The organism is Asticcacaulis solisilvae, from assembly GCF_017875235.1.
GTDB classification, from domain to species: domain Bacteria; phylum Pseudomonadota; class Alphaproteobacteria; order Caulobacterales; family Caulobacteraceae; genus Asticcacaulis; species Asticcacaulis solisilvae_A.
The window spans coordinates 71,438-96,822 of record NZ_JAGGMI010000016.1 but is presented as its reverse complement, the minus strand read 5'-3'; the positions used below and the strand labels follow the sequence as shown (position 1 = coordinate 96,822).

The window sequence follows — 25,385 nt, the reverse complement described above, 5'->3', positions numbered from 1 at the left end:
GGCGTGCCGCCGATGTCCGGGAAGGCTGCATACCTTCCCGGACACCATCGCTTCAGTACAACTCAGCGACCTTGTCCAGATACAAGGGGGACCGCACGAGTGAGCCATCGTCACGATGTCGAGAGAGATGTGGTGGTGGGGTTTCTTCCAAGAGGCGAACGGACTAGCCTTGACACCCCGCAGATACGCAGTGTCTAATTGTGATCACAATCCTGCAAATTGAGAGAACGCCATGCCCGTATCCGCGCCCCAAAGTCCCGCCGATACGCTGGAAGGCGTGCTGAAGGCCGTCAAGGGCTTAAGCCTGCCGTCCAAGGCCATTATCGAAGGCGCGGAGGTTGGCGCACGCTCGGGACGGACCTTCGACAACATGTCGTCGCGCGACGGCAAAAAGATCAACGCCATCGCCGCGCTCGACATGACCGATGTCGATCTGGCTGTGGCTTCGGCGCGGGGGGCGTTTGAGGATGGCCGCTGGCGCAACCTGGCGCCCAAGGCCAAGAAGAAAGTCCTGCACCGGCTGGCTGACTTGATGAGTGAGCACGCCGAAAACCTGGCTCTGCTGGAAAGCTTCGACACCGGCAAGCCGATCAGCGATGCGCGCAATGTCGATATCCCACTGGCGATCAATACGACGCGCTACTACGCCGAAGCGCTCGACAAGATCTATGGCGAGGTCGCGCCTTCACCAGAGGACCGTCTGTCCTATGTGATCCATGAGCCGCTGGGTGTGATCGGCGCCATCGTGCCGTGGAATTTCCCGCTGCACATGGCGATGTGGAAGGTGGCACCGGCGCTGGCCATGGGCAATTCGGTGGTGCTGAAGCCCGCCGAAAACTCGAGCATGACCGCGCTTTACACCGCGCAACTGGCCCTGGAAGCCGGCGTGCCGCCGGGCGTGTGGAATGTCGTTACCGGCCTTGGCACCGAAGCCGGGGATGCCCTGGCACGACACATGGACGTCGACATGATCGCCTTTACCGGTTCCGGGCCGGTCGGGCGGATGCTGATGCGCGCCTCGGCGGATTCGAACCTCAAGCGCGTGTCGCTGGAACTGGGTGGCAAGAGCCCGCAAATCGTCTTTGCCGACAGCGACGATCTCGATAGCGCCGCCGCCAATGCCGCCTGGGGCGTTTTCTATAACCAGGGGCAGGTGTGCACGGCGGCCTCACGGCTGTTGGTCGAAGAGTCGATCAAGGACGACTTCGTCAAAAGGGTTGTGGCGGTCGCCAAGACGATCAAGGTGGGTGACCCGTTCGATCCGGCGACGCAATTCGGCGCCATGATCTCGTCGCGCCAGATGCATACGGCGTTGGAATATATCGAGCGCGGCCAGGCCGAGGGCGGCCGGCTTGTGCTGGGCGGCAAGCAGGTGCGTTCGGAAACCGGCGGCTACTATGTCGAGCCGTCGCTGCTCGACAATATCGACCCCGACAACATCCTGGCCCAGGAAGAGGTCTTCGGACCTGTCCTGTCGGTCATGACCTTCAAGGACGAGGCCGAAGCCTACCGCATTGCCAACGACACCATCTACGGCCTGGCGTCGGGTGTGTGGACGTCGAACATCAACAAGGCCATGCGCGCCGCCAAGGCGTTGAAGGCGGGCCTGGTCTGGGTCAACGGCTGGGACGCCTGCGACATCACCTCGCCGTTCGGCGGCGTAAAACAGTCGGGCTTCGGTCGCGACCGCTCGCTGCATGCCCTATATAAATATGCCGACCTCAAGGCCGTTAGCATCAGCTTCAAGGCATGAAAATGAAACTCACCTCCGCACAGGTTTCGCTGCTCGGCGACACCATTTCGCTCGAACCGAAGACGGGCTGGTTTAAAGTTACCAATCCGGCCGACGGCAGTGTCCTGGCCTATGTCAAGGACGGTTCGGCGGCCGACACCACGGCGGCCATCACTGCCGCCGATCTGGCGTTTGCGGGTTGGTCCGGCATGACCGCTAAGGCGCGCTCGACCCTTCTGAAAAAATGGAATGATCTGGTTTTGAGTCACCTCGAAGACCTGGCCCTACTGGTGACGCTTGAGCAGGGGCGGCCGATCAAGGAGACGCGCGGCGAGGTCACCTATGGTGCGTCCTTCATCGAATGGTTCGCTGAAGAAGCCAAGCGGGCCTATGGCCGCACCATTCCTGCGACCACGCCCGGCAAACACCTGCAGACCATCAAGCAGGCGGTTGGCGTCTGCGCGGCGATCACGCCGTGGAACTTCCCGATCTCGATGATTACCCGCAAGGTGTCGCCGGCCCTGGCGGCGGGCTGCACCGTCGTCATCAAGCCGTCGGAAGAAACGCCGCTGTCGGCGCTGGCGCTCTACGTGCTGGCGCGCAAGGCCGGCCTGCCGGACGGCGTTATCAACATCGTCAATTCGACGACGGCAAGGGCGGTGGGCGAGGCGATGACGTCGGATCCGAGGGTCAAGAAGCTGAGCTTCACCGGGTCAACGCCGGTCGGCAAGCTGCTCTACGCCCAGTGCGCGCCGACCATGAAAAAGATATCGATGGAGCTGGGTGGCAATGCGCCCTTCCTGGTGTTCGACGACGCCGATATCGATGAGGCCGTCGAAGGCGCCCTGGCGTCGAAATACCGCAATACCGGCCAGACCTGCGTCTGCGCCAATCGCCTGCTGGTGCAGTCGGGTATCTACGACAGCTTTGCCGCCCGTTTGACCGAAAGAGTCAAGGCGATGAAGCTGGAAGCCGGCTGGAACGAGAGTTCGCAGCTGGGGCCGCTGATCAACCAGAAGGCCATCGACAAGGTCAAGGGGCTGGTCGATGACGCGGTCAGCAAGGGCGCCCAGGTTGAGGTTGGTGGCCATGTTTCAGGCCTGTTCTATGAAGGCACCGTGCTGACCGGCGTGACCCACGACATGGAGATTTTCGACACGGAAATCTTTGGGCCGGTGGCGCCGCTTTTCCGTTTCGAGACGGAAGAAGAGGGGATTGCGCTGGCCAATGACACGCCGTTTGGGCTGGCGGCCTATGCCTATACGCGCGACATCGGCCGCGCCATGCGCGTGGCGGCCAAGCTCGAATATGGCATGGTCGGCATGAATGACGGCCTGATCTCGACAGAAGTGACGCCGTTCGGTGGCGTCAAGGAGTCCGGCCTTGGCCGCGAAGGCGCCGCTGAAGGTTTGGATGAGTATCTGAACATCAAATACATCTCCTATGGCGGCCTGGGGGCGATTTGATCATCGACAGCAAGAGCCCCCACCACCATTTGCTCCGCAAATGGTCCCCCTCCCCATCGCTTCGCGACAGGGAGGAGAGACAGAGCGCGAACACTCCTCCCTGTGCGAAGCATGGGGAGGGGGACCGCACAACTGAGCGAAGCGAAGGCGATGCGGTGGTGGGGCCTTCTTATGGCTAGACTTGAAATTTTTATTTCCGAACAACGCGAAATATTTGCGGTCGCCAACCCCACCTCCGAAGCCATGTCGCAAAAGGCTTCGGCGTGGCGCGGTGGCGTGCCTATGCACTGGATGCGCGACTGGGCAACGCCATTTCCGATATATGTGAATAATGCGCACGCCGCGACTCTGACCGATGTCGACGGCCATGCCTACGATGACTTTTGCCTCGGGGACACGCCATCGATGTTCGGCCACGCGCGCGCTGAACTTCAGGCCGCGATCGCCAAACAGGCAGGTGAGGGCGTCGGCTTCATGCTGCCAACGCGCCTGGCCAATGAAGTCGGTGATCTCCTCCGTCAACGCTTCGGCCTTACGCAATGGCAGGTGGCCACGACCGCTTCGGATGCCAATCGCGCCGCCATCCGCTGGGCGCGGGGCATCGCCAAACGCGACAAGATCCTCGTCTTCGACGGCTGCTATCACGGCATGGTCGATGACTGTTTTGTCGCCCTCTATGACGGCCAGCCCGGCAACAAAAAGGGCTTGATCGGCCAGGTGCGCGACCAGACCGAAACCACGGTCGTCATCCCGTTCAATGACATAGCAGCGCTCGAAGTTGCACTGTCCAAAGGCGACATCGCCGCCGTGCTGGCCGAGCCGGTGATGACCAATTTCGGCATGATCCTGCCGGAGCCGGGCTTCCACAAGGCCTTGCGCGAACTGACCGCGCAGTACGGCACGCTGCTGATCCTGGATGAGACCCATACCTTGTCCTCCGGCCCGGCGGGCTATATGGGCGCGCACGGTTTGCAGCCCGATATCTTCACTTGCGGCAAGGCGATCGCCGGCGGCATTCCCGCCGCCGTCTGGGGCGTCACTGCTGAGGTCGCCGCGCGCATGGACGCGACGCAAAAGGAGATCGGCCCGGGCCAGTCGGGCATAGGCACGACGCTGTCAGGCAACGCCTTGGTCATGGCGGCGATCAAATGCATGCTGACTGAGGTGATGACCGAAGCCGCTTATGACCATATGCTGGCTGGAACAGACGCCTTGGTGCGGGGCCTGCGTGACCTGATCGACCGCCATGCCTTGCCGTGGAGCGTTGTCCATGTCGGCGCCCGCGCCGAGCTGATCTTCGCGCCCCAGCCGCCGCGTGACGCCGCCGGCATGCGGCCCTACCTTGATCATGACCTTCTGGAAGCCTTCCATATCTTCCTGATCAACCAGGGCGTATTGATTGCGCCTTTCCACAATATGATGCTTATTTCGCCACAGACCGGGGCAGGCGCGATTCAGCGCCTGATCTCGGCGGTCGAGGCCTTCGTGCCTTACTACAAGGACTTCTCATGAGCCTTCCTGCCCACCCAATGGTCGCGACCGCCGATGAGGCCAAGGCCTTTCTCGACGCCCATCCGCACATCAACTATTTTGAGATCCTGTTCACCTCGATGACCGGCGTGCCGCGCGGCAAGCGCCTGCGCCGGCATGAACTTTTGCCGATCTACGAATATGGCCGCTTCCTGCCGGGCTCGATCCTGGTTGTCGACACGCTGGGCGCCGACTGCGAAGAGACGGGACTGGTCTGGGAAGACGGCGACGCCGATCGCGTGGCGCGGCCGGTGCCGGGGACCCTGGTGCCCGCACCTTGGCTGGGTGACGATGTCGGCCAGGTCATGCTGTCGCTCTATGAACTGGACGGCACGCCGAACGACCTCGATCCGCGCCATGTCCTGCAACGCGTGCTCGATCGTTACAAGGCCGATGGCCTGACGCCGGTCGTGGCGTGCGAACTGGAATATTACCTGGTCGATATCGAACGCGGCGAGGGCGGCGAACTGAAGCCGGCGCGCGCCTTTTCGACCGATGAGACGCCAAGAGGCATCCAGGTCTATGGCCTGCCGGAAATCGAAGCCCACGGCGCCTTCTTCCGTCAGCTGTGGGAGACGGCAGACGAACAGAACATCCCGCTGGAAGGCGCGATTTCCGAATTCGCGCCGGGCCAGGTCGAACTGACGCTGAAGCACAAGGCCGATGCCCTGCGCGCAGCCGACGATGCGGTGATGTACAAGCGCCTGGCCAAGGGCGTGGCCTTGAGCCTCGGCATCGAAGCGACCTTCATGGCCAAGCCGTGGCCTGATCGTGCCGGCTCGGGCTTCCATGTCCACATCTCGGTGGCTGACAAGGATGGCAAGAACTTGTGCGCCGCCGCCGATCCTTCGGGCTCGCCCTTGCTGCACAATATGATCGGCGGGATGAAGGATTACCTGGCCGACTGCATGGGCATCCTGGCGCCTGGCGCCAACTCCTATAAGCGCTTCAAGGCCAACTCCTATGCGCCGGTCGGCCTGACCTGGGGCGTCAACAACCGCACGGTCTCCTTGCGCGTCACGGCGGGACCGGCCCATACGCGCCATGTCGAACACCGAGTGGCCGGGGCCGACGGAAATCCGTACCTTGTGCTGGCGGCGATTCTGGCCTGTGCCCACCATGGCATTACGCACAAGACCGATCCCGGCCCGGCGGTCGTCGGCAACGGCTATGCGGTCGCGGCCGAAAGCGGTGCCATCCTGCCGACCAACTGGTTCGCGGCCATAGATTACCTCGACAAGTCCGCGGTTCTGCGCGACTATCTGGGGCAGCGCTTCGTCGACATGTATGTCAAGGTGAAGCGGACCGAGCAAGCCCGCTTCTACGAGGAAGTGACGTCGCTCGATTACGACTGGTACTTGCGCAACGCCTGAGGATAAAATGGTATCACGGCGATCTTTCTTGGCGGGTACGGGAGCGGTCGCGGCGGGCATCGTGCTGGGGCACGAGGCGAAGGCGGCAACAGCCCCTTTGCGCTTCTACAACTGGGACACCTATATCGGCGAACACACCCTGTCCGGCTTCAAGGCGGCGACGGGCATCGACGTCGAGATGAGTCTGTTCGCCACCAATGACGAACTCTATGCCCGCACAGCGGGCGGTTCGGAAGCCTACGACGTCATCGTGCCGTCGTGTGATTTTGTCACGCGGATGGCCGAGCAGGGGCTTCTGGCGCCGCTCGACCACAGCCGACTGCCGAACCTGAAGAATATCGCTGAAGCCTTCCGCGATCCGCCCTATGATCCGGGCTGCACCCATAGTGTGCCGTTCTCCTGGCTGGTGCTGGGCCTCGGCTATCGCCGCTCAGCGATGAAAAAGAAGAAGCCGCCGAAGTCATGGGAGGCGGTCTTCGATTCCGGCCGCTATCGCGTGGGGTGGCTGACCGAGCCGTCCGACATGATCCGCCTGTGCGCCAGCTATATCGGCGAGGACTCGAATGCCATCTCGCCCAAGGGGCTGAAGAAGATCGAGAAAATCCTGAGCAGGCAGGCGAAGGACGGTGTCATCTTCCACAATGACAACGGCCAGGACATGCTGCGCGCCGGGGATGTCGATATCGTCATCGAGTACAATGGTGATATCGCCCAGGTCATGACCGAAGACCCGGACATCGGCTTTGTGGTGCCCAAGGAAGGCAGCACGCGCTGGGTTGATTGCTGGGCTATCCCGAAGAACGCGCCCAACCCGGACGGCGCCCATCAGTTCCTCAACTACATGCTGAGCGCCGAGGCCGGCGTCGATATTTCCAGTACCATCATGTACCCGACGCCGAATGCGGCGGCGCGCGCCCTGATGCCGGCGGAATACCGCGACAACCCGGTGATCTTTCCCTCCGAAGCGCAACTGGAAAAGTGCCCGTTCGGCCGCCGCGCGCCTGCGGCGCAGCAGCAGGCCTTCGAGGAAATATTTGCACGCGTACGGATGATCGCGGGACAGTGACGGTCCATTCCGGGCTGTTTTTGTTACGCGGTTGCGAATAACACCGGATAAGGCGGGTTGTGATCACGTTTAGCGATTGACAAGCCGGCAAAGCCGTATTCCTCTTCGTTAACGATTTGTCGCGCCGGACAAGACACCCGGCCAGGGCCCAGCTTCAAGGAGACACCTCATGAGCAAGATTGGACGTCGTTCGCTTCTGGCTGGCCTTGGCGCCGCGGCCGTGGGCATCAGCTTTGCCGGCCTGTCCGGCTGCACCAAGCCCGGCGGGGCCGGGAAGACGATCAACTTCTACAACTGGGACACCTATATCGGCGATACGACGCTGGCTGATTTCCAGACGGCGTCGGGCATCAAGGTCAACATGTCGATCTTCGCCACCAACGACGAACTGTTCGCCAAGATCAAGACCGGTAATTCGGGCTTCGACGTCATCGTGCCGTCGAACGACTTCGTCACCTACATGTCGCAGGCCGACCTGCTGCTGCCGCTCGACCACGCCAAGATCCCGAACCTGAAGAATGTCGATCCGGCCTTCATGGACCCGATCTACGATCCGGGCCGCAAGTTCTCGGTGCCCTATACCTGGCTGGTGCTGGGCATCGGTTACCGCAAGTCGGCCATGAAGGACGGCATGGTGCCGGATTCGTGGAAGTGGCTGTACGATTCGGACCAGTACAAGGGCCGCATCGCGCTGCTGTCGGAATCGGGCGACCTGATGCGTCTCGGCGCCAAGTATCTCGGTCATAGCGTCAACGGTATTTCCGCCGATGTGCTGAAGCAGGTCGAGGCCATGCTGATCAAGCAGAAGCCCAATGTGAAGGCCTTCCACAGCGACGATGGCCAGGACATGCTGATGTCCAAGGAAGTCGATATCGTCATGGAATACAACGGCGACATCGCCCAGGTCATCAAGGAAGATCCAGACTTGGCCTTCGTTGTCCCCAAGGAAGGTTCGCAGCTCAATTCCGACTGTCTGGCCATTCCAAAGGATTCGAAGAATCCGGTCGAGGCGCACGCCTTCATCAACTACATGCTCGACGCCCAGGCCGGCGCCAAGATCTACGAACAGATCCTCTATCCGACGCCGAACGCCGCCGCCAAGGCGCTGATGCCGGACGACTACAAGAACAATCCGGTCATCTTCCCGGCGCCCGATGTCATGGCCAAGTGCGAATACGCGGCCTTCGAAGGCCCTGAGCGCGCGCAGGTCTACGATGCGGCGATGACGCGCATCAAGGCTTCCTAAAAGTTCAGGACGCGCCGGGCTATTCCGGCGCGTTCTTTCGTTTTAAACTTAGGTGGGGCCGGGGACATCCATGGAACAGAGTTGGCGTCAGGCCAAAGGCATGTTTGGGGCCATGCTCAGTGCGCCCCTGTTCTGGCTGGTTGTCTTCTTCTTCGTCCCGCTGGCGATCGTCTTTGCCTACAGCTTCGGCCAGAATGTCGGCCTGATCGACATCTCGGTCTTTACGACCTTCGACAATTACAAGCGCGCGTTCGAGCCGCTGTATCTGGCGATCTTCGTCAAATCGATCTGGATCGCGGCCATCACCACCTTCATCTGCCTGGTGCTGGGCTTTCCCGTGGCGCTGGCCATCACCTTTGCGCCGCCGAAGGCCAAGGCGTGGTTGCTGCTTTTGATCATGCTGCCCTTCTGGACCAACCTCCTGATCCGGACCTATGCGCTGATGGCGTTTCTGAGAACGGAGGGCTACATCAACACCACCTGGCACTGGATATTCGACGGCATCAATGCGGTCAGCGGCGGCATGCTGGGTGACTTCCGCGCCATGGAGTTGATGAACACCAATTTTGCCGTTGTCCTTGGGCTGGTCTTCGTCAATCTGCCCTTCATGATCCTGCCGCTCTATTCGACGCTGGATCGTATGGATCGCTCGCTGCTCGAAGCGTCGCTGGACCTCGGCGCAGGGCATATCTCGACCCTGTTCAATGTCGTCGTGCCGATGGCTGGCGCTGGCATCGCTTCGGGCATCCTGATCACCTTCATCCCGGCACTGGGGTCTTACCTTACGCCCGACATGCTGGGCGGGCCGGATTCACAAATGATCGCCAACGTGATCGAAAGCCAGTTCAAGCGCGCCAATAACTGGCCGTTCGGCGCGGCGCTCAGTTTCCTGCTGGTCTACATGACGTTTATTGGCATCGCCATTCAGGGCCTGGTCGAGCGCAAGAACGCGGGGAGGGCGGCATGAGCGAGGCCACCCGCAAGATACCGCCCGGACCGCTCGAATATCTGCGCCGCTGGCCGCTGCAGGTATGGCTGGCCCTGGTCGCCGTCTTCCTCTACGCGCCGCTGATCTCGCTGATGGTCTTCAGCTTCAACGACTCGCGGTTTACCACCGTGTGGCGCGGCTTTACCTTCCGCTGGTACGAAAAGGCTTTCAAGAACGCCAGCCTGATCGAGGCCTTCGGCAATTCGCTGACCATTGCGCTCTTCTCAACCCTCATCTCGGTTGTCGTCGGCGCCATGGCGGCCATTGTGCTGTGGCGCTTCCGCTTCCCGGGCAAGACGGCCTTCAATGCCGGCCTGGCCATTCCCATCGTCGTGCCCGAAATCTGCATGGGCGTCGGCATGCTGGTCTTTTTCGCCAAGGTGCTGCCGTGGCCGCAGGACCTGATCTGGCCGCTCAATCTCGGCGCCATCATCATCGCCCACGTGTCCTTCTCCTTTCCCTTCGTGGCGGTGGTTGTCCGGGCGCGGCTGGCCAGCTTCAACCGCGAACTGGAGGAGGCGGCACGCGATCTTGGCGCCTCCGAATTCCGCACGCTGATGGACATCATCGTCCCGCATATCGCGCCGTCCCTGGTCGCCGGCGCGCTGTTGGCTTTTACGCTCAGCCTCGACGACTTCGTCATCACCTTCTTCACGGCGGGGCCGGACACAGTGACCTTCCCGGTCAAGGTCTATTCGATGGTGCGCTTCTCGGTGACGCCCGAGGTCAATGCCGCCTCGACCATACTGATCGTCGTCACCGTGCTCCTGACCTTCCTCGCCCTCAGATTCCAGGGCTCCGACGCCCTGACCGCCGGCCACGATGGCGGCGCCGGAGACAAGAAATGAAACCGATTATCCAGTTCGAAAACGTCTCCAAGCGCTTCGGCAAGGTCGCGGCCGTGGACAATGTCTCGCTGACCATCAATGAGGGCGAGTTCTTCTCGCTGCTGGGGCCGTCGGGCTGTGGCAAGACCACGCTTTTGCGCATGCTGGCCGGCTTCGAAATGCCGACCGAAGGCCGTGTGCTGATCGATGGCCAGGACATGTCGACGACCGCGCCCAACAAGCGCCCGGTCAACATGGTCTTTCAATCCTATGCCGTGTTCCCGCATATGAGCGTGCTCGACAACGTCGCCTATGGCCTGAAGATGGATGGTGTACCGGGCGATGAGCGCCGCCGCCGCGCCGAGGAGGCGCTGGAACTGGTCAAGCTCGGAGGCTTCGGGGCGCGCAAGCCCGACCAGATGTCGGGCGGTCAGCGTCAGCGCGTCGCTTTGGCCCGTGCGCTCGTCAAGAAGCCGCGCGTCCTGCTGCTGGATGAACCTTTGTCGGCGCTGGACGCCAAGCTGCGCGACCAGATGCGCACCGAACTGGCCATCCTGCAGGAAAAGGTCGGCATCACCTTCATCATGGTCACCCACGACCAGGACGAGGCCCTGGCCATGGCGACGCGTTGCGCCGTCATGAACAAGGGCGTGCTGCAGCAGGTAGCGACGCCGTCGGACCTGTATGAATTTCCCAATTCGCGTTTCGTCGCCGACTTTATCGGCAGCGTGAACATGTTCGAAGGGACGCTGGACGTCGATGAGAAGGATCACGCGATCATCAATACGACCGACATAGGCCCGGTTTATCTCGACCACGGCGTCACCGGTCCGCAGAAAGGTACGGTCTGGGCGGCCGTCCGTCCAGAAAAGATCGAGCTGCACAAGCGCACGGACACGCCGCCCAAGGTCGACGATGCGCCCGAAGGCTATAATGTCGTCGCCGGCGTCATCAAGCATCTGGTCTATCTGGGGTCGGAGACCATTTACGAGGTCGAGATTGCCAGCGGCCGGCTGATCAAGGTCGTGCGCCCGAATCTGACGCGCTGGGACCAGGAAGACTTCACCTGGGACGAGAAGGTGTGGATCAGCTTCCACGCCTGTTCGCCGGCGGTACTGCTCAGCTGATATTCAGCCTGCGGACGAATTACACTTCCCATATTCCCGAAATTGGCTACCTTGCGGGTAGGGAAAATCTAAAAACGGACGAACAAAATGGCGGATAAGCCTGTCGTCGGCATCATGGCCTGCAACCGTACGGTCGGTGTGGAAAACGCCCATGCGGTGATGGAACGGTATGTTCGCGCCGCCATCCGCTATGGCGATTGCCACGCCCTGCTGATCCCGCCGGTGATGGAAGGCTTTTCGTCGGCGACGGTGACGCGCCATCTCGACGGGCTTATGCTGACGGGGTCGCCGTCGAATATCGGCGCGCGTCGCTATGGCCAGGACGGCGGTGACGGGCCGTATGATGAAGGCCGCGATGATGTGTCGCTGGCCATGATCGAATGCATGATCACAATGGGCAAGCCGGTATTCGGCATTTGTCGCGGCTTTCAGGAAATCAATGTCGTCCTGGGTGGTTCGCTGCGCCGGGACATTGGTTCAGCCGTCGGCAACCGGCTGGCCCATCATGCGCCGGATACGATCGGCTTCGAGGCGATGTTCGATCACACCCACCCCGTGGTCCTGACGCCGGGTGGCGTGCTGTCTGAAGTGTATGGTCGCGACGAACTGATGGTCAATTCTGTGCATTTCCAGGGCGTCGACAAGCTCGGCGATGGCCTGACAGTCGAGGCCGTGGCGCCCGATGGCCAGGTCGAGGCTTTCAGCGCCAATATCAGTGGGTCCCAGGTCCTGGGCGTGCAATGGCATCCGGAATGGCAAGTGGACAAGTATTCCGATAGCCAGGTCTTCTTCCGGTTGATGGGGCAGGCGTTGCGCGGCGCTCCGGTCACCAGCCTGGCCGGGAAACACGCAAAATTGTGATCACAATATTTGACTTTGGCTGCGCGATAACTCAACGTGCTTAAAGTTTCGCCCTTCCCATTCGGCTGCCGCCGAGGCTGGGGAGGGGGGACCGCCGTACGGCGGTGGGCGGGGCCTATAGGCGCATATTTCAGCGCCGCAGCCTCCGACTTCTATGGTCAGCCCCTTCCGTCATCTTCGGCCTGAAGGCCTCGATGCCACCTCCCCCATAAATAGGGGAGGCGGGAGCGCGGAACCTCCTCCTCTGCATTTTATGGACCCGCTCGATGACCGCCGCCATGCCCATCCGCAACTACGATATGAACGAACTGCGCCAGCTCGATATGGCGCACCATCTGCCGGCGCAGTCGGATTACAGGCTTCAGCACGAGCTGGGCGGGTCGCGCATCATCACCCGCGCCGAGGGTTGCGTCATTACCGACGCCGAGGGCAAGTCGCTGCTCGACGGCATGGCCGGACTGTGGTGCGTCAATGTCGGCTATGGCCGCGAAGAACTGGCGCGCGTCGCCTATGAGCAGATGCTGGAACTGCCGTATTACAATACCTTCTTCAAGACGGCGACGCCGCCGCCGGTGCGCCTGGCCGCCCGCATCGCGGGATTGATGCAGCAATCCAATCCGGACCTTAAGCATGTCTTCTTCAACTCGTCCGGCAGCGAGGCCAACGACACTATCTTCCGCCTGGTGCGCTACTACTGGGACCTGAAGGGCGAACCGAAGCGCAAAATCTTCATCAGCCGCCGCAACGCCTATCATGGCTCGACCGTGGCGGGCGCCAGCCTGGGCGGCATGAGCTTTATGCACGAGCAGGGCGATCTGCCGATTGCCGGTGTCGAGCACGTCGATCAGCCCTACCTGTTCGGCGAAGGCTTTGGCGAAGACGCAGATGCCTTCGCCGCACGCGTCGTCCAGTCGATCGAAGACCGTATCCTGAAGGTCGGTCCGGAAAACGTTGCGGCCTTTATCGGCGAACCCGTGCAGGGCGCCGGCGGCGTCATCATCCCGCCCGACAGCTATTGGCCCAAGGTCGAAGCCATCTGCCGCAAGTACGGCATCCTGCTGATCTGCGACGAAGTCATCTGCGGCTTCGGCCGCCTGGGCCACTGGTTCGGACACCAGCACTGGGGCGTCAAGCCCGACCTGATCGCCATGGCCAAGGGGCTGTCGTCGGGTTACCTGCCGATTTCGGCGGTCGGTGTCTCCAGCAAGATCGTCGATGTTCTGATCGACAAGGGCGGCGACTTTGTCCACGGTTACACCTATTCCGGCCACCCTGCGTGTGCGGCCGTGGCGCTGGCCAATATCGACATCCTGGAAAACGAAGGCCTGATCGAACGGACGCGCACCGTCACCGGGCCCTATCTCGCCAAGGCTTTGAAGCGGCTCGATGCCCATCCGCTGGTCGGCGAAGCGCGCTCGCTGGGCCTGATCGGCGCGGTCGAAATCGTCGCCGAGAAGGGGACGAACACGCGCTTTACCGGCAAGGAAGGCACGGCCGGACCGATCGTCCGCGATATCTGCATCAAGAACGGGTTGATGGTCCGCGGCATCCGCGACAGCCTGGTCATGTGCCCGCCGCTGATCATCACCGAGGCCGAAATCGACCGGATCGTTGACACGATTGAAACCTCGCTGAACGAAGCCGAACCCGTGCTGAGGGCGTTGTAATTTTTGCGATCTGCGGCCATATCTGACGGTATGAAAACAGAGATCAGTTGGGCCTTCATCGGGCTTTTCGCCGCTTTTGGACTGGCCGGCGCGGCGCTTGTGACGGCGCCGGAATACGCAGCCTTCGCCACCTTCGCCTTCGTCCTGCTCGGCTGGGTGATCAGCCTGTGCTTCCACGAATATGGCCATGCCGCGACCGCTTCGGCATTCGGGGATACGACGATTGTCGAGCGCGGTTACCTGACGCTTAATCCCGTCCACTATTTCCACGGTGTCGGCAGCCTGGTCCTGCCGGTCATAGCCCTGGTTCTGGGCGGGATTGCCTTGCCGGGGGGAGCGGTCATGATCCGCACCGACCTGATCCAACAGAAATGGCAGCAGTCTTTGATCGCGCTCGCGGGACCGGCCATGAGCCTGGTCAGCGCGCTCGTCTGTTATTGGGTCGCGCAGGCGGTCAGTGGGACGCCCTTGCTCTATGACGGCCTGATGCTGCTGGCCTTCTTCCTGATGATGGCCTTTGTGCTGAATATTCTGCCGATTCCTGGGCTGGATGGCTTTGCGGCGCTGCGCCCATTCATGCCGGATGCGCTGACGAGAGCAGTGCCGCCCCAGGTCGGTGGCATCGTCATCATTCTGGCCTTGCTGGTCGTTTTCTTTTTCGGCTACCGGTTTATCTTGCCATTGGTCATGGGCGGGGCCGCGCTTTTCGGTATGGAGATCGACCTGGACCAAGTCGGCCAGGCCATGGATCGCTTCCAGTTCTGGCGATAAGCCTATTCTTGAGATAAATGATCTGCCCAAAAAGTGTGCAGCGGTTTTGGGCTAGATCGGTATGATTTTAAGTGGAAACATCATACAGGTCTAAGTTTTTGTTTTGTCGCGATATTTAAGGCGAAAACCCCAAAGACGCTTCTTGGCACTTTTCGCCATATCGCTCTAAAACATTGCGACCCAATCACAGCTTCTGGATGATCACGCCGTACCAGCCGAGCCCGGCATAGGTCTCATAGCCCGGCGTGCGATGAAATGCGATCAGGTTGCCGCCGTCCTGGTAGGTCCCGAAAGCCTGGCCGCCGGTGCGCAAGGTGATGCGATCGTGCAGGATGCCCTTGCCGTCCGACGACGCGATCACCCGGCCCGATGAGTCGACCAGCAGGGCGCGCGTCGTATGGCGCTCGGCTTCGGTAAGGCGGATACCTTGTGTGATCGCTGCGGCCTGCGGCTGCCAGTCGAAATGGACGCCAAGCACACCGATCGCCTTGCCGTCGGCCATGCCGTTTTCGCGGACGGCGGTGGCATAGGTCGCGACCTGGGCGCCGCTCAGGTGGCGCTCGGTGGTGATGTCGGCGACAGCGAAGTCATCGCCGCTTGAGAGGGCGCGGGCGCGTTGGAACCAGGCTTGGTCCGAGACATTGGCGCCCTCAACGGCATAGCGACCGGGGCGGCCATTGGCTATGACATTGCCATCCAGATCGCACAGCCACAGGTCGAGATAGACGGTATAGGCGTCGAGAATGACGCCCAGGCGCTGCGACGCCGTCGCGCAGGCCGATGGATCGGCGGCGGCGGACACCATGGCGGCATCGGTCGCCCACCAGCGCACGTCACACGTCCGCTCATACAGGTTGCGGTCGATCAGTTCGATGGCATTGAGCGCCAGATCGACCAGGCGTGCGCCCTGGTTCTGGGCGGCCATGCTTTCGGTCAGGGTTTCCAGCGCACCGATTTCGGTGGCCAGTTCATCGGCCATGCGCTTGGATATCTCTTCGACGCGACCCGAAATCTGGCGAACCTCATCGGCGACGACGGCGAAGCCCGCGCCCATGTCACCGGCGCGCTTGGCCTCGATCAGCGCGTTGAGTGCCAGGATGCGCAGGGTGTTGGTGACGCCCGTGATATCACGCAGGCGGCCTGTGGTAACCGCCTTCGCCTTCGCGGTATGCTCAGCAATATCCTTGACGCTGACCGTTTGCATGTCGCCCCTCATGTATACGATACGCCGATAGAGATGCGCTGATAGGCTTAACGATTCCTGAATGGCCGCGTAGCGATGATGGGATGTTTCGCTTTGTTTCAGGCATGTGAGATTGCGGTTTGGTACTAACGTTTTAGCGCAAATGCGTTTTAAAGCCTGTCGCGCAAAGCGTAATAGCTCAGGCCCGCGACCAGGGCGGGCCAGCGCAAGGCGCGTCCGCCAAAGAACGCCGGGGTCGGCAAGCGGCCCAGAAGTTCGACATCGCGCGCGTTGCCGATGACGGCGCGCGCCAGCAGCCGGCCAAAATAGGGCGCCAGCACGACGCCCTGGCCGCTATAGCCGGCGCTGACAAAGATGTTCGGCGACAGTTGGCGGACAAACGGCGCGCGGCTCATGGTGATGGCCAGGGTTCCGCCCCATGCGTGGGTGATTTCGACATCGGCCAGTTGCGGGTAGATTTTCAGCATGTTGCGGCGAACGAAGCCGGCGATGTCCTTCGGGAACCACGGCGTATAGTTTTCGCCGCCGCCGAATAGCAACCGGTTGTCCCGCGTCTTGCGCCAATAGTTGACGACAAAGCGCGAGTCGGCTGCGGCATAGTTGCTGCGCAGGATGGCGTTGTCTTTCAACGGCGCGGTCGTCAGGATGAAGTTGTTAATTGGCATGACATGGCTGTCAATCGCTTCGCTCAGACCTTCCATATAGCCGTTGCCGCACAGGAGAACCGTGTCGCAGGTAACGCGGCCGTTCGCCGTGTGCAGGACGGGCGTCGCACCGTCTTCAACGCGTACGACCTGGCTGCGCTCGAAAAGCTGAGCGCCTTTGCCGGCGGCCGCTTTCGCCATGCCTATGGCCAGCTTCAGCGGATGCAGATGCCCGCCGCCGGCATCGAACAGGCCGCCATGATAGACGTCGGTGCCGAGTTCCGCATTGACCGCGTCACGCGAAAGCAGGGAGAGCTTGTTGTAACCGTAGCGGCTTTGCACGAAGTTGGCATAGGCGCGGTCATCGGCTTCGAAGCGCGGCTTGTGCCAGGCATGGATCAGGCCGTTGCGGACATCGCACTCTATGCCATGGTCGGCCATAAGCGCATCCAGGCTGTGGCGCGCGTCCATGGCCATGTCCCAGAACTGACGCGCGACGTCTTCGCCGAACATCTGCTCCAGCGTTTCGGGATCGAGGCGCTGGCCCATATGCATCTGGCCGCCATTGCGTCCTGAGGCGCCGGAGCCGATCTCGGCGGCTTCCAGAACAGCAACGTTAACGCCTTTTTGCGTCAACTCAAGTGCGGCCCCCAGGCCGGTATATCCGCCACCGACGATAGCAACATCGACGCGCAGATCGCCATCAAGCGCCGGGTATCGCGGCGGCTCATCAATGGAGGCACGGTACCACGAGCCTTCCGGGTGTCCGGCATTCAGCATGGGATGACTCTGGAAGGGGGCACATGGGGGAAACTGGTTTCCCCCATGATGGTTAGACGTTTAAAAGCAGGAATTCGCGTTCCCACGGGCTGATCGTCTGCATAAAGGTCTCATACTCATAGAGCTTCACGCGGCTGTAGGCCGTGACGAACTGCGGCCCCAGCATGTCGATGATCGGTTGCGCGCGCTCCAGCTTGATGATGGCCTGGACCAGCGAGTAGGGCAAGTCGCCCTGCGGCAGGGTGGCGGCGTCGATATCGACCGGGTCGGCGGGCTTCAGCTTATCGATCATGCCGAGATAACCCGAGGCCAGCACGGCGGCTATGGCCAGGTACGGATTGGCGTCCGACGAGGGGATGCGGTTTTCCAGGCGGCGGTTTTCGGCATCCGACGGCGGAACTCTAAGGCCCGCCGTGCGGTTGTCATAGCCCCATTGCGTGTTGACCGGTGCGCCTGAGCCCTTGGCCAGGCGGCGGTAGGAATTGACGTAGGGCGCCAGCAGCGAGGTGATGGCCGGCATGTATTTCTGCTGACCGGCGATGAAGGCGAAGAACAGCTCGGTCGGGTTGCCGGTTTGAGGATCGGAGAACAGGTTCTTGCCCGTTTTGGCGTCTATGATCGATTGGTGGATGTGCATGGCCGAGCCCGGCTCCTGCGCCATCGGCTTGGCCATGAAGGTGGCGTAGATGTCGTGCTCCAGCGCCGTTTCCTTGATGGTGCGCTTGAACATCAGAACCTGGTCGGCCAGTTCGAGCGGGTCGCCGTGACGCAGGTTGATTTCCATCTGCGCGACGCCGGATTCGTGGATCAGGGTGTCAATTTCAAGACCCTGACTTTCCGAATATTCGTACATGTCCTCGAACAGGGCGTCGAACTCGTTGACCGCCGAGATCGAATAGCCCTGGCGGCCTGTTTCCGGACGGCCCGACCGGCCGATCGGCGGCTTGAGTGGATAGTCCGGATCGACATTCTTTTCGACGAGGTAGAATTCCAGCTCCGGCGCAATGATCGGCTTCCAGCCCTTGGCCTCATAGAAGCCAAGCACGCGGCGCAGCACCTGGCGGGGGCTTTCCTCAACCGGGCGGCCGTCTGGATGGAAGGCGTCGTGAATGACCTGGGCGGTTGGGTCGTGCGCCCACGGCACGGCGGCAAGCGTCCGGAAGTCGGGCTTCAGGAAGACGTCGGTGTCGGATTGCACCGTGCCGACGACGCCTTCGAGGTCCGGGTAATCGCCAGCGATGGTCTGATAGAAGACCGCCAGCGGCAGGTTCATGTAGGGCGAGGTCAGAAACTTCTTGGCCGGCATGATCTTGCCGCGCGCCACACCCGCCAGGTCGGGGATCAGGCATTCGATCTCCTCGATCCCCTGGCTTTGCAGCCATTCCCTGGCGTCTTCGACCGTATCGACGCCACGACGGGAAAACGCCTTCTTGCGCTTCTTGGACTTCATCTGGTTTTTGGCGGAGTGATCGAGCGGCATGAGAATCGTCTTTTCGCTGTGATGTGACGGATCATGACACCGGCCGGAGCATTTGCAACGCTCCTTGAAGTCGACGGCCAGCCTGGGGAAACAGGCACCGGCAGGGCATCTTGACAGATTGTGATCACAATATGCCAGTTTCCAGGACCCGAGGCAAGCCGGGGCAATAGCGGCCCATTGCAATTTTATTGCCCGCCGGCGTTTGGTCGCCCGGCCGGGATGCAATGTCGGAGCCGTCATGGACTATATCGAGAAGCTTCAGAAGACCGTCCCCGATGAGGTCCTGATCGGCCTGGTGATCCTGTGCGCGCTGGCGGTCGGGTTCGTCGCCGCCGGTCTTGTCCTGTCGCTGCTGAGCCGGATCATCAAGCGCAGCAAGGCCCTGTCGCTGTTCGTCAAGTGCGAAAGGCTGAGGGCGCCGGTCTATACGGCCGTGCCGATCCTGACCGTGTTCATCGCCCTGCGCCTGACCTTCCCCGAAGCGCTCAGGCATCCGTTCTTCGCGGGGGTGGTCAAGATCACCAGCGTCCTTCTGCTGTACTGGCTGGCCATGCGCATTATCGAGGTCGTCGCCAGCGCGATCACGAAACGCTACGACATCACGGTGCGTGACAATCTCAGGGCGCGCGAGGTGCGGACGCGCATTATCGTTATTCGCGGTATCGTGACCTTCCTGGTCTTCCTGGCCGCGACGGTTGCCATGTTCCTGCAGTTCGAGGCGTTGCGGACCCTGGGCGTCAGCCTATTGGCATCCGCCGGGATCGCCGGCATTATCCTCGGTTTCGCGGCGCAAAAGACTCTTGGCAATCTGTTGGCGGGGATCACCATAGCCCTGTCGCAGCCGGTCCGGATCGATGACGTCGTCGTGGTCGAAGGCGAATGGGGACGCATCGAGGAGATCAACCTGGTCTTCGTCACAGTCAAGCTCTGGGACCTGCGCCGGCTGGTCCTGCCGATCAGCTATCTGCTGGAACATCCGTTTCAGAACTGGACGCGGACCTCGGCAGACCTTATCGGAGAGGTCAATCTCTATGCCGACTACACTCTGCCGCTGGAGCCGCTGCGTGACAAGCTCAAGGCCATACTGGCGGCGACGCCGCTGTGGGACGGCAATACCCAGGTCGTTCAGGTAACCGAATGCGAAAAAGAAGCGATGAAGATCCGCATACTGGTCAGCGCCGGCGACTCCGCCAATGCCTGGGACCTGCGTTGCCTGGTGCGCGAACAGATGATCGCCTTCATCCAGGAAAATTATCCGCAGTGCCTGCCGCGGCAGCGCGCCGAACTGGCCGGAGCCATTTCGGGTGACACGGTGCATTGAGGTTACGGAGGCGGACGATTCGCGCCTGGAATTGTTCCGCGATGTGAAGGACCGCGACCTGACCGGGCGCGCGGGCCTGTTCATGGCGGAGGGACAGGTCGTGCTGGAGCGCCTGTTCGGCTCGCGTTTGTGCGAGACCGTCAGTGTGCTGACGACATTGGAGCGGTTGCGAAATCTCGATCTGTCGGCGCTTGCCGAAGAGGTCCCGGTCTATGTGGTGGCGCAAGGCCTGATGGATGAGATCGCAGGTTTTCCCATCCATCGCGGCTATCTGGCGCTCGGGCGGTATGTGCCGCCCGCGTTGGGCGCGGCGCTGGCCAGGCCGCGTGTGCGCGCTTTGGTCCTGTCGGCGATCGCCAATACGGACAATATGGGCGGCCTGCTGCGCAACGCGGCGGCGTTCGGCGTCGATGCCGTGCTGATTGACGCCCAGTGCTGCGATCCGCTCTACCGCAAGGCCATCCGCGTCAGCGTCGGCGGTGTCTTCCAGGTGCCGCATTATCGTGTTGATGATCTGACGGTGGCGTTGAAGACTTACAATCTGGCGCCCTATGGCCTCAGTCCCTCCGGCGCCATGCGGTTGGACGAGGTGGTGCCGCAAGCGCGCTCAGCCTTCCTGTTCGGCGCTGAAGGTCCCGGCCTGACACGCGAACTCATGGAAGCGTGTACGACAGTGCGCATCGACATGCACGGCGGCTTTGACAGCCTCAATGTCGCGACGACCAGCGGTATTGTCCTTTATCATATGTGCCACTGACCCTTCCGAATTGTCCTCTTACCGGCCTCTCAGGCATTCTGTGCACGGAGGGGTTCAAATCTGAAAAGAGGAGACACACCGTGAGCAAGCTTCCTCCGGTTCCGCACGATAACCTCAGCCACGCCGGCCCCGGCGAGACGGTCAGGGATCACACGGCCGACCGCAACCACGCCCAGGGCGAGGTGAATCCCGATCAGCGCGGCCAGCAGGCCAATACCAGGATCAACACGACCCATCAGGGCCATCAGCAGGACCGTTAATCATGTCGACCTCAACCAAGACGCCGGCGTCGGTCCGGCAGGGCGGTCCGGGTGCGTCGCATGAGAACGCCAAAGCGCCGCTGGAAATCAAGAAGCCATCGCCGGACACTGGCCGGCGCATGCATTCCAAGGTGTCGGGCGGTGGCGGCGAGGCGGACTCGCACCACACCCACGACGCCGATCTCAAGGGCGGCAAGGGCCGTCACACCACGCTTGAGAACGCAAAACACTAGATCGGTATGATTTTAGGTGGAAACATCATACCGATCTAAGTTTTTGTTTTGTCGCGATATTTAAGGCGAAAACCCCAAAAAACGCATCTTGGCACTTTTCGCCATATCGCTCTAGTTACAAAAAAGGCCGGAGTTTTCTCCGGCCTTTCGCATATCCATCTTCGCGAAATGCTTAGATTTCCTGGTTGTACGAACCGATCTCGCTGTACTTGGCCAGGCGTGGCTTCACTTCCTTGCGGAACAGGTCGCGCATATCGTCTTCCGAGTTCAGGCTTTCGACGACAACCACCAGTTCCGGCTTGTTCGACGAAGCGCGGACCAGGACCCACGAGCCGTCTTCGAGGTGCACACGGGCGCCGTTGACGGTGATGACTTCCTTGATCTTGCGGCCGAGGATTTCGCCGCCGGCGGCTGCCAGATCGACATATTCCTTTACGATGCGCTCAAGCACATCATACTTCACCAGGTCACCGCAGTGCGGCGACATGGTCAGCGAGGTGTAGGCGACGGGCAGGGCGTCCTTCAGTTCCGACAGCTTCTTTCCCGGATTGCGGTCCAGCATGGCCAGGATCCACGAAGCGGCGACCAGCCCGTCGTCATAGCCGCGGCCCAGTGGTTCATTGAAGAAGAAGTGGCCTGACTTTTCAAAGCCGGCCAAGGCCTTCAGTTCCGCCGTCTTGCGCTTGATATACGAGTGGCCGGTCTTCCAGTAAACGGTATTGGCGCCGTTCTTTTTCAGGATTTCGTCGGTGGCATAGAGGCCGGTCGACTTCACGTCCACGACAAAGGTCGCGTCCTTGTACTGTTCCGACAGGTCGCGGGCCAGCATCAGGCCGATCTTGTCGGCGAAGATTTCCTGGCCGGTGTCATCAACGACGCCGCAGCGGTCGCCATCGCCATCGAAGCCCAGCGCCAGGTCGGCGCCGGTTTCCTTGACCACCTTGGCCATCTCGGACAGCATGTGGTGATCTTCCGGGTTCGGATTGTACTTCGGGAAGGTGTTGTCGAGATCGCAATCCATCTCGATGACTTCGACACCCATGTCACGCAGGACCTGGGGCGCAAAGGCGCCGGCCGTGCCGTTTCCGCAGGCGCAGATGACCTTCAGCGGACGCTTGATCTTGACCTTGGACGAGATTTCGTCGGCGTAACGCTTCTGGACGCCTTCGACCATCTTGATCGTGCCGCCGGGGCGCTCGACGCCCTGGCCACCCAGGACGATTTCCTTCAGGCGACCGATTTCCTCAGGGCCGAAGGTCAGCGGAGCATGCGTGCCCATTTTGACGCCGGTCCAGCCGTTTTCGTTGTGCGAAGCCGTGACCATGGCGACACACGGGGCATCGAGGTCGAACTGGCCAAAATAGGCGATCGGCGACAGGGCCAGGCCGATGTCGAGCACTTCACAGCCGGCCTGTTGCAGGCCCAGCATCAGGGCGTTCTTGATGTTGATCGAGTAGGAGCGGAAGTCGTGGCCAACGACGATGCGCGGCTTGACGCCGACTTCGTGGATATAGGTGCCGAGACCCAGGCCCAGCGCCTGGACGCCCAGATAGTTCAGGTCGTCGCCGAACAGCCAGCGCGCGTCGTATTCGCGGAAACCAGTTGGAGCGACGACGGCATTGGTTTCGTAGTCGTAGGAGTTCGGCTTTACGCCGACCTTGGGGAGCAGGGACATCGGGTTTCCTTAAGCTTGGAAGAAGGGCAGCAGGGCTTCGCGGGCAGCCGCGCCCAGTTGGGGGTGTTTCAGCGCCAGGGCGACATTGGCGCGCAGAAGGCCGATCTTGTCGCCGCAGTCGTAGGTGACGCCGTCATATTCGAGGGCGTGGAAGCTCTGGGTTTCCATGAGACGGAACATCGAATCCGTCAACTGGATTTCGTTGCCGGCGCCGCGTTCCTGGTTGGCCAGCAGTTCGAAGATTTCCGGTTGCAGGATGTAGCGGCCCGAAACGATCAGGTTCGACGGCGCGGTGCCCTTGGCGGGCTTTTCGACCATGCCGGTCATCTTGTTCAAGCGGCCATCTTGCTTTTCCAGCGCCACGACGCCGTACTGGTGCGTCTGGTCGTGCGGGACGGGCTCGACGACGATGATGTTGCCGCCGACTTCGTCATAGGCGTTGATGGCCTGCTTGAGCGCCGAAACCTCAGCGTCCATGACCATGTCGGGCAGGATGACGGCAAAGGGTTCATCGCCGATGATGTCGCGGGCGCACCACACGGCGTGACCCAGGCCATTCGGCTGCATCTGGCGGACAAAGCTCATCTCGCCGGCCTTGGGCAGTTCGGCCATCAGCTCTTCGAGAATGGCGGTCTTGCCCTTGGCCTTGAGCTGCGATTCGAGTTCGAGCTGGTGATCGAAATAGTCCTCGATAGCGCCCTTGGCGCGGCCCGTTACGAATACGAAGTGCTCGATCCCTGCGGCGCGGGCCTCGGCGACCACATAGGAGAGGATAGGCCGGTCGACGACATTGAGCAGTTCCTTGGGCACCACCTTGGTGCCGGGAAGGACACGGGTTCCCAGTCCAGCGACGGGAACAACGGCTTTTCGCACGCGCTTATTAGGCAAGACAACCTCTTCAAAAAGCGAAAGTTTTGTGACGGGTACTGAGGTGACGGGACCCGATGCGCGGCCCGGTGCAGAATAGAATGCTGCACTGCAAACAGCAATATGTGAAATAAAGATTCAATAAGGAGCTCATAAGGACGAAGCGTTACCAAAGGGAAAATTCCGGGTGCATAGAGCGGTTTCTACCATGTTGGGACTTGTAATAAATAAATTTGTAATATTTATTTCGCGGCAGGACGCGTTACCAAGCGTCGTAAGGGAGAGAAAATAATGGCCTTTATCCGATCCGCACTGATGGGTGCGCTTCTCGCCAGCGCCTGTCTGGTGCCGGTTACAGCATCTGCGCACGAATCGCTGGAACTGACCGCGCCCAAGCCGAAACTGGCGCCGACCCCGCCGATGGGCTGGAATTCGTGGAACAAGTTCGCCTGCAACATCGACGAGGCCAAGGTGCGCGCCGTTGCCGACGCCATGGCGTCGAGCGGTATGAAGGACGCCGGCTATCAGTATATCGTCATCGACGACTGCTGGCAGAAGGACCGCGCGGCCGACGGCACCATCCAGGCCGATCCGGAAAAGTTCCCGTCCGGCATCAAGTCGCTGGTCGATTACGTTCACTCCAAGGGATTGAAGTTTGGTCTTTACTCGGATGCCGGCGTCAAGACCTGCGGCGGCCGCCCGGGCAGCGCGGGCTATGAATTCCAGGACGCCCGGACCTATGCATCGTGGGGTGTCGACTATCTGAAATACGACTGGTGCTACACTGGCACGCGCAATGCCGAGGCGGCCTATACGCTGATGGCCAAGGCTTTGCGGGCTTCGGGCCGTGACATTGTGCTGAGCATCTGTGAGTGGGGCGACAACAAGCCACGCGAATGGGCCGCCAAGGCAGGCCACATGTGGCGCACGACCGGTGACATTCGCGATTCCTGGAACGAGAGCAAGGGCTACAGCCTGTCCTTCCTGGCCATTCTGGATAAGCAGGCAGACCTCTGGAAGGACTCGGGCCCGAACCAGTGGAACGATCCGGACATGCTGGAAGTCGGCAATGGCGGCATGACGGCGACGGAGTACAAGGCGCACTTTTCGCTGTGGGCCATTCTGGCGGCGCCGCTGATCGCCGGCAACGACCTGGCGACGATGACGCAGGAAACGCACGACATCCTGACCAATAAGGATGTCATCGCGGTCGATCAGGATCCGCTGGGTGTCCAGGGGCGCAAGGTTGCCGACGACGGCGACTTTGAGGTCTGGGCGCGGCCGCTGAAGGGCGGTGACCGGGCGGTGGTGCTGTTCAACCGTTCAGAGACGGCCAAGGAGATGTCAGTCGACTGGGACGCGCTGCAATTGCCGGCGGGGCTGAAGGCCGACGTCAAGGACCTGTGGACCAAGGAGGTCAAGAAGGGCGTAAAGGGCAAGTTCACCGCCACGGTGCCGTCCCACGGCGCGGTGATGATCCGGTTGACGCCTAAGGTCTAAGAGAGGAAGG

General features: G+C 61.3%; 22 protein-coding genes. 17 read left to right on the top strand and 5 right to left on the bottom strand.

The genetic code is table 11. The features are described from left to right. Window positions 1–232: 232 nt before the first annotated feature. The 12 genes from J2X24_RS20045 to J2X24_RS19990 all read left to right on the top strand — a co-directional run bounded on the left by J2X24_RS20045 (window position 233) and on the right by J2X24_RS19990 (window position 14,654). Window positions 233–1,753, top strand: a complete 1,521-nt coding sequence (locus tag J2X24_RS20045) for an aldehyde dehydrogenase (protein ID WP_209725413.1) — start codon at window positions 233–235, stop codon at window positions 1,751–1,753. Between the two features lie 2 nt (window positions 1,754–1,755). Continuing rightward, window positions 1,756–3,198, top strand: a complete 1,443-nt coding sequence (locus tag J2X24_RS20040) for an NAD-dependent succinate-semialdehyde dehydrogenase (RefSeq protein ID WP_209725411.1) — start codon at window positions 1,756–1,758, stop codon at window positions 3,196–3,198. Between the two features lie 171 nt (window positions 3,199–3,369). After that, complete coding sequence (locus tag J2X24_RS20035) at window positions 3,370–4,710, top strand: aspartate aminotransferase family protein (RefSeq protein WP_209725409.1); 1,341 nt, start codon at window positions 3,370–3,372, stop codon at window positions 4,708–4,710. Continuing rightward, window positions 4,707–6,101, top strand: coding sequence for a glutamine synthetase family protein (locus J2X24_RS20030; protein WP_404977837.1), 1,395 nt, complete (start codon window positions 4,707–4,709; stop codon window positions 6,099–6,101). The genes J2X24_RS20035 and J2X24_RS20030 overlap by 4 nt, the downstream gene beginning before the upstream one ends. A 7-nt stretch (window positions 6,102–6,108) precedes the next feature. Next, window positions 6,109–7,167 (top strand): ABC transporter substrate-binding protein, encoded by a 1,059-nt coding sequence (locus J2X24_RS20025; protein ID WP_209725407.1) that lies wholly within the window; start codon window positions 6,109–6,111, stop codon window positions 7,165–7,167. Window positions 7,168–7,336: 169 nt separating this feature from the next. Next, window positions 7,337–8,413, top strand: coding sequence for an ABC transporter substrate-binding protein (locus J2X24_RS20020; RefSeq protein WP_209725405.1), 1,077 nt, complete (start codon window positions 7,337–7,339; stop codon window positions 8,411–8,413). Between the two features lie 70 nt (window positions 8,414–8,483). Then, window positions 8,484–9,380, top strand: a complete 897-nt coding sequence (locus tag J2X24_RS20015; RefSeq protein WP_209725403.1) for an ABC transporter permease — start codon at window positions 8,484–8,486, stop codon at window positions 9,378–9,380. Beyond that, the gene (locus J2X24_RS20010) at window positions 9,377–10,249 is read left to right on the top strand and encodes an ABC transporter permease (protein WP_209725401.1); all 873 of its coding nucleotides are present in this window, start codon (window positions 9,377–9,379) and stop codon (window positions 10,247–10,249) included. The genes J2X24_RS20015 and J2X24_RS20010 overlap by 4 nt, the downstream gene beginning before the upstream one ends. Further along, window positions 10,246–11,355, top strand: coding sequence for an ABC transporter ATP-binding protein (locus tag J2X24_RS20005; RefSeq protein ID WP_209725399.1), 1,110 nt, complete (start codon window positions 10,246–10,248; stop codon window positions 11,353–11,355). Before J2X24_RS20010 ends, J2X24_RS20005 begins: the two co-directional genes overlap by 4 nt. Window positions 11,356–11,442: 87 nt before the next feature. Further along, entirely contained in the window at window positions 11,443–12,216 is a 774-nt protein-coding gene (locus tag J2X24_RS20000) for a gamma-glutamyl-gamma-aminobutyrate hydrolase family protein (RefSeq protein ID WP_209725397.1), read from the top strand. Between the two features lie 278 nt (window positions 12,217–12,494). After that, the gene (locus tag J2X24_RS19995) at window positions 12,495–13,883 is read left to right on the top strand and encodes an aspartate aminotransferase family protein (RefSeq protein WP_209725430.1); all 1,389 of its coding nucleotides are present in this window, start codon (window positions 12,495–12,497) and stop codon (window positions 13,881–13,883) included. Window positions 13,884–13,913: 30 nt separating this feature from the next. Further along, window positions 13,914–14,654 (top strand): site-2 protease family protein, encoded by a 741-nt coding sequence (locus J2X24_RS19990; protein WP_209725395.1) that lies wholly within the window; start codon window positions 13,914–13,916, stop codon window positions 14,652–14,654. 184 nt (window positions 14,655–14,838) lie between these two features. On the opposite strand, the gene J2X24_RS19985 is transcribed toward J2X24_RS19990, so the two are convergent. The 3 genes from J2X24_RS19985 to J2X24_RS19975 form a co-directional block, all read right to left on the bottom strand. After that, window positions 14,839–15,858: a methyl-accepting chemotaxis protein gene (locus J2X24_RS19985; protein WP_209725392.1), complete on the bottom strand. Its 1,020-nt coding sequence runs from the start codon at window positions 15,856–15,858 to the stop codon at window positions 14,839–14,841. A gap of 149 nt (window positions 15,859–16,007) precedes the next feature. Then, window positions 16,008–17,282, bottom strand: coding sequence for an NAD(P)/FAD-dependent oxidoreductase (locus J2X24_RS19980; RefSeq protein WP_209725391.1), 1,275 nt, complete (start codon window positions 17,280–17,282; stop codon window positions 16,008–16,010). Between the two features lie 52 nt (window positions 17,283–17,334). After that, window positions 17,335–18,732: a glutamine synthetase family protein gene (locus tag J2X24_RS19975; protein WP_209725428.1), complete on the bottom strand. Its 1,398-nt coding sequence runs from the start codon at window positions 18,730–18,732 to the stop codon at window positions 17,335–17,337. A 268-nt stretch (window positions 18,733–19,000) separates the two neighbouring features. On the opposite strand from J2X24_RS19975, the gene J2X24_RS19970 reads away from it, so the two are divergent. From J2X24_RS19970 to J2X24_RS19955, 4 genes are all read left to right on the top strand, one after another. Beyond that, window positions 19,001–20,083, top strand: a complete 1,083-nt coding sequence (locus J2X24_RS19970) for a mechanosensitive ion channel family protein (protein WP_209725390.1) — start codon at window positions 19,001–19,003, stop codon at window positions 20,081–20,083. Next, the gene (locus J2X24_RS19965; RefSeq protein WP_310004974.1) at window positions 20,067–20,840 is read left to right on the top strand and encodes a TrmH family RNA methyltransferase; all 774 of its coding nucleotides are present in this window, start codon (window positions 20,067–20,069) and stop codon (window positions 20,838–20,840) included. Before J2X24_RS19970 ends, J2X24_RS19965 begins: the two co-directional genes overlap by 17 nt. Window positions 20,841–20,920: 80 nt before the next feature. Then, on the top strand, window positions 20,921–21,100 hold the full coding sequence (locus J2X24_RS19960) for a hypothetical protein (protein WP_209725388.1): 180 nt from the start codon (window positions 20,921–20,923) through the stop codon (window positions 21,098–21,100). A gap of 2 nt (window positions 21,101–21,102) precedes the next feature. After that, window positions 21,103–21,333, top strand: coding sequence for a hypothetical protein (locus tag J2X24_RS19955; RefSeq protein ID WP_209725386.1), 231 nt, complete (start codon window positions 21,103–21,105; stop codon window positions 21,331–21,333). A gap of 172 nt (window positions 21,334–21,505) precedes the next feature. Here J2X24_RS19955 and J2X24_RS19950 read toward each other — a convergent pair whose 3' ends face one another. Both J2X24_RS19950 and J2X24_RS19945 read right to left on the bottom strand, forming a co-directional pair. Next, on the bottom strand, window positions 21,506–23,008 hold the full coding sequence (locus tag J2X24_RS19950) for a phosphomannomutase/phosphoglucomutase (protein WP_209725384.1): 1,503 nt from the start codon (window positions 23,006–23,008) through the stop codon (window positions 21,506–21,508). Between the two features lie 9 nt (window positions 23,009–23,017). Continuing rightward, window positions 23,018–23,896 (bottom strand): UTP--glucose-1-phosphate uridylyltransferase, encoded by an 879-nt coding sequence (locus J2X24_RS19945; RefSeq protein WP_209725381.1) that lies wholly within the window; start codon window positions 23,894–23,896, stop codon window positions 23,018–23,020. Window positions 23,897–24,166: 270 nt separating this feature from the next. On the opposite strand from J2X24_RS19945, the gene J2X24_RS19940 reads away from it, so the two are divergent. Beyond that, on the top strand, window positions 24,167–25,375 hold the full coding sequence (locus tag J2X24_RS19940; protein ID WP_209725379.1) for a glycoside hydrolase family 27 protein: 1,209 nt from the start codon (window positions 24,167–24,169) through the stop codon (window positions 25,373–25,375). Window positions 25,376–25,385 lie beyond the last annotated feature (10 nt).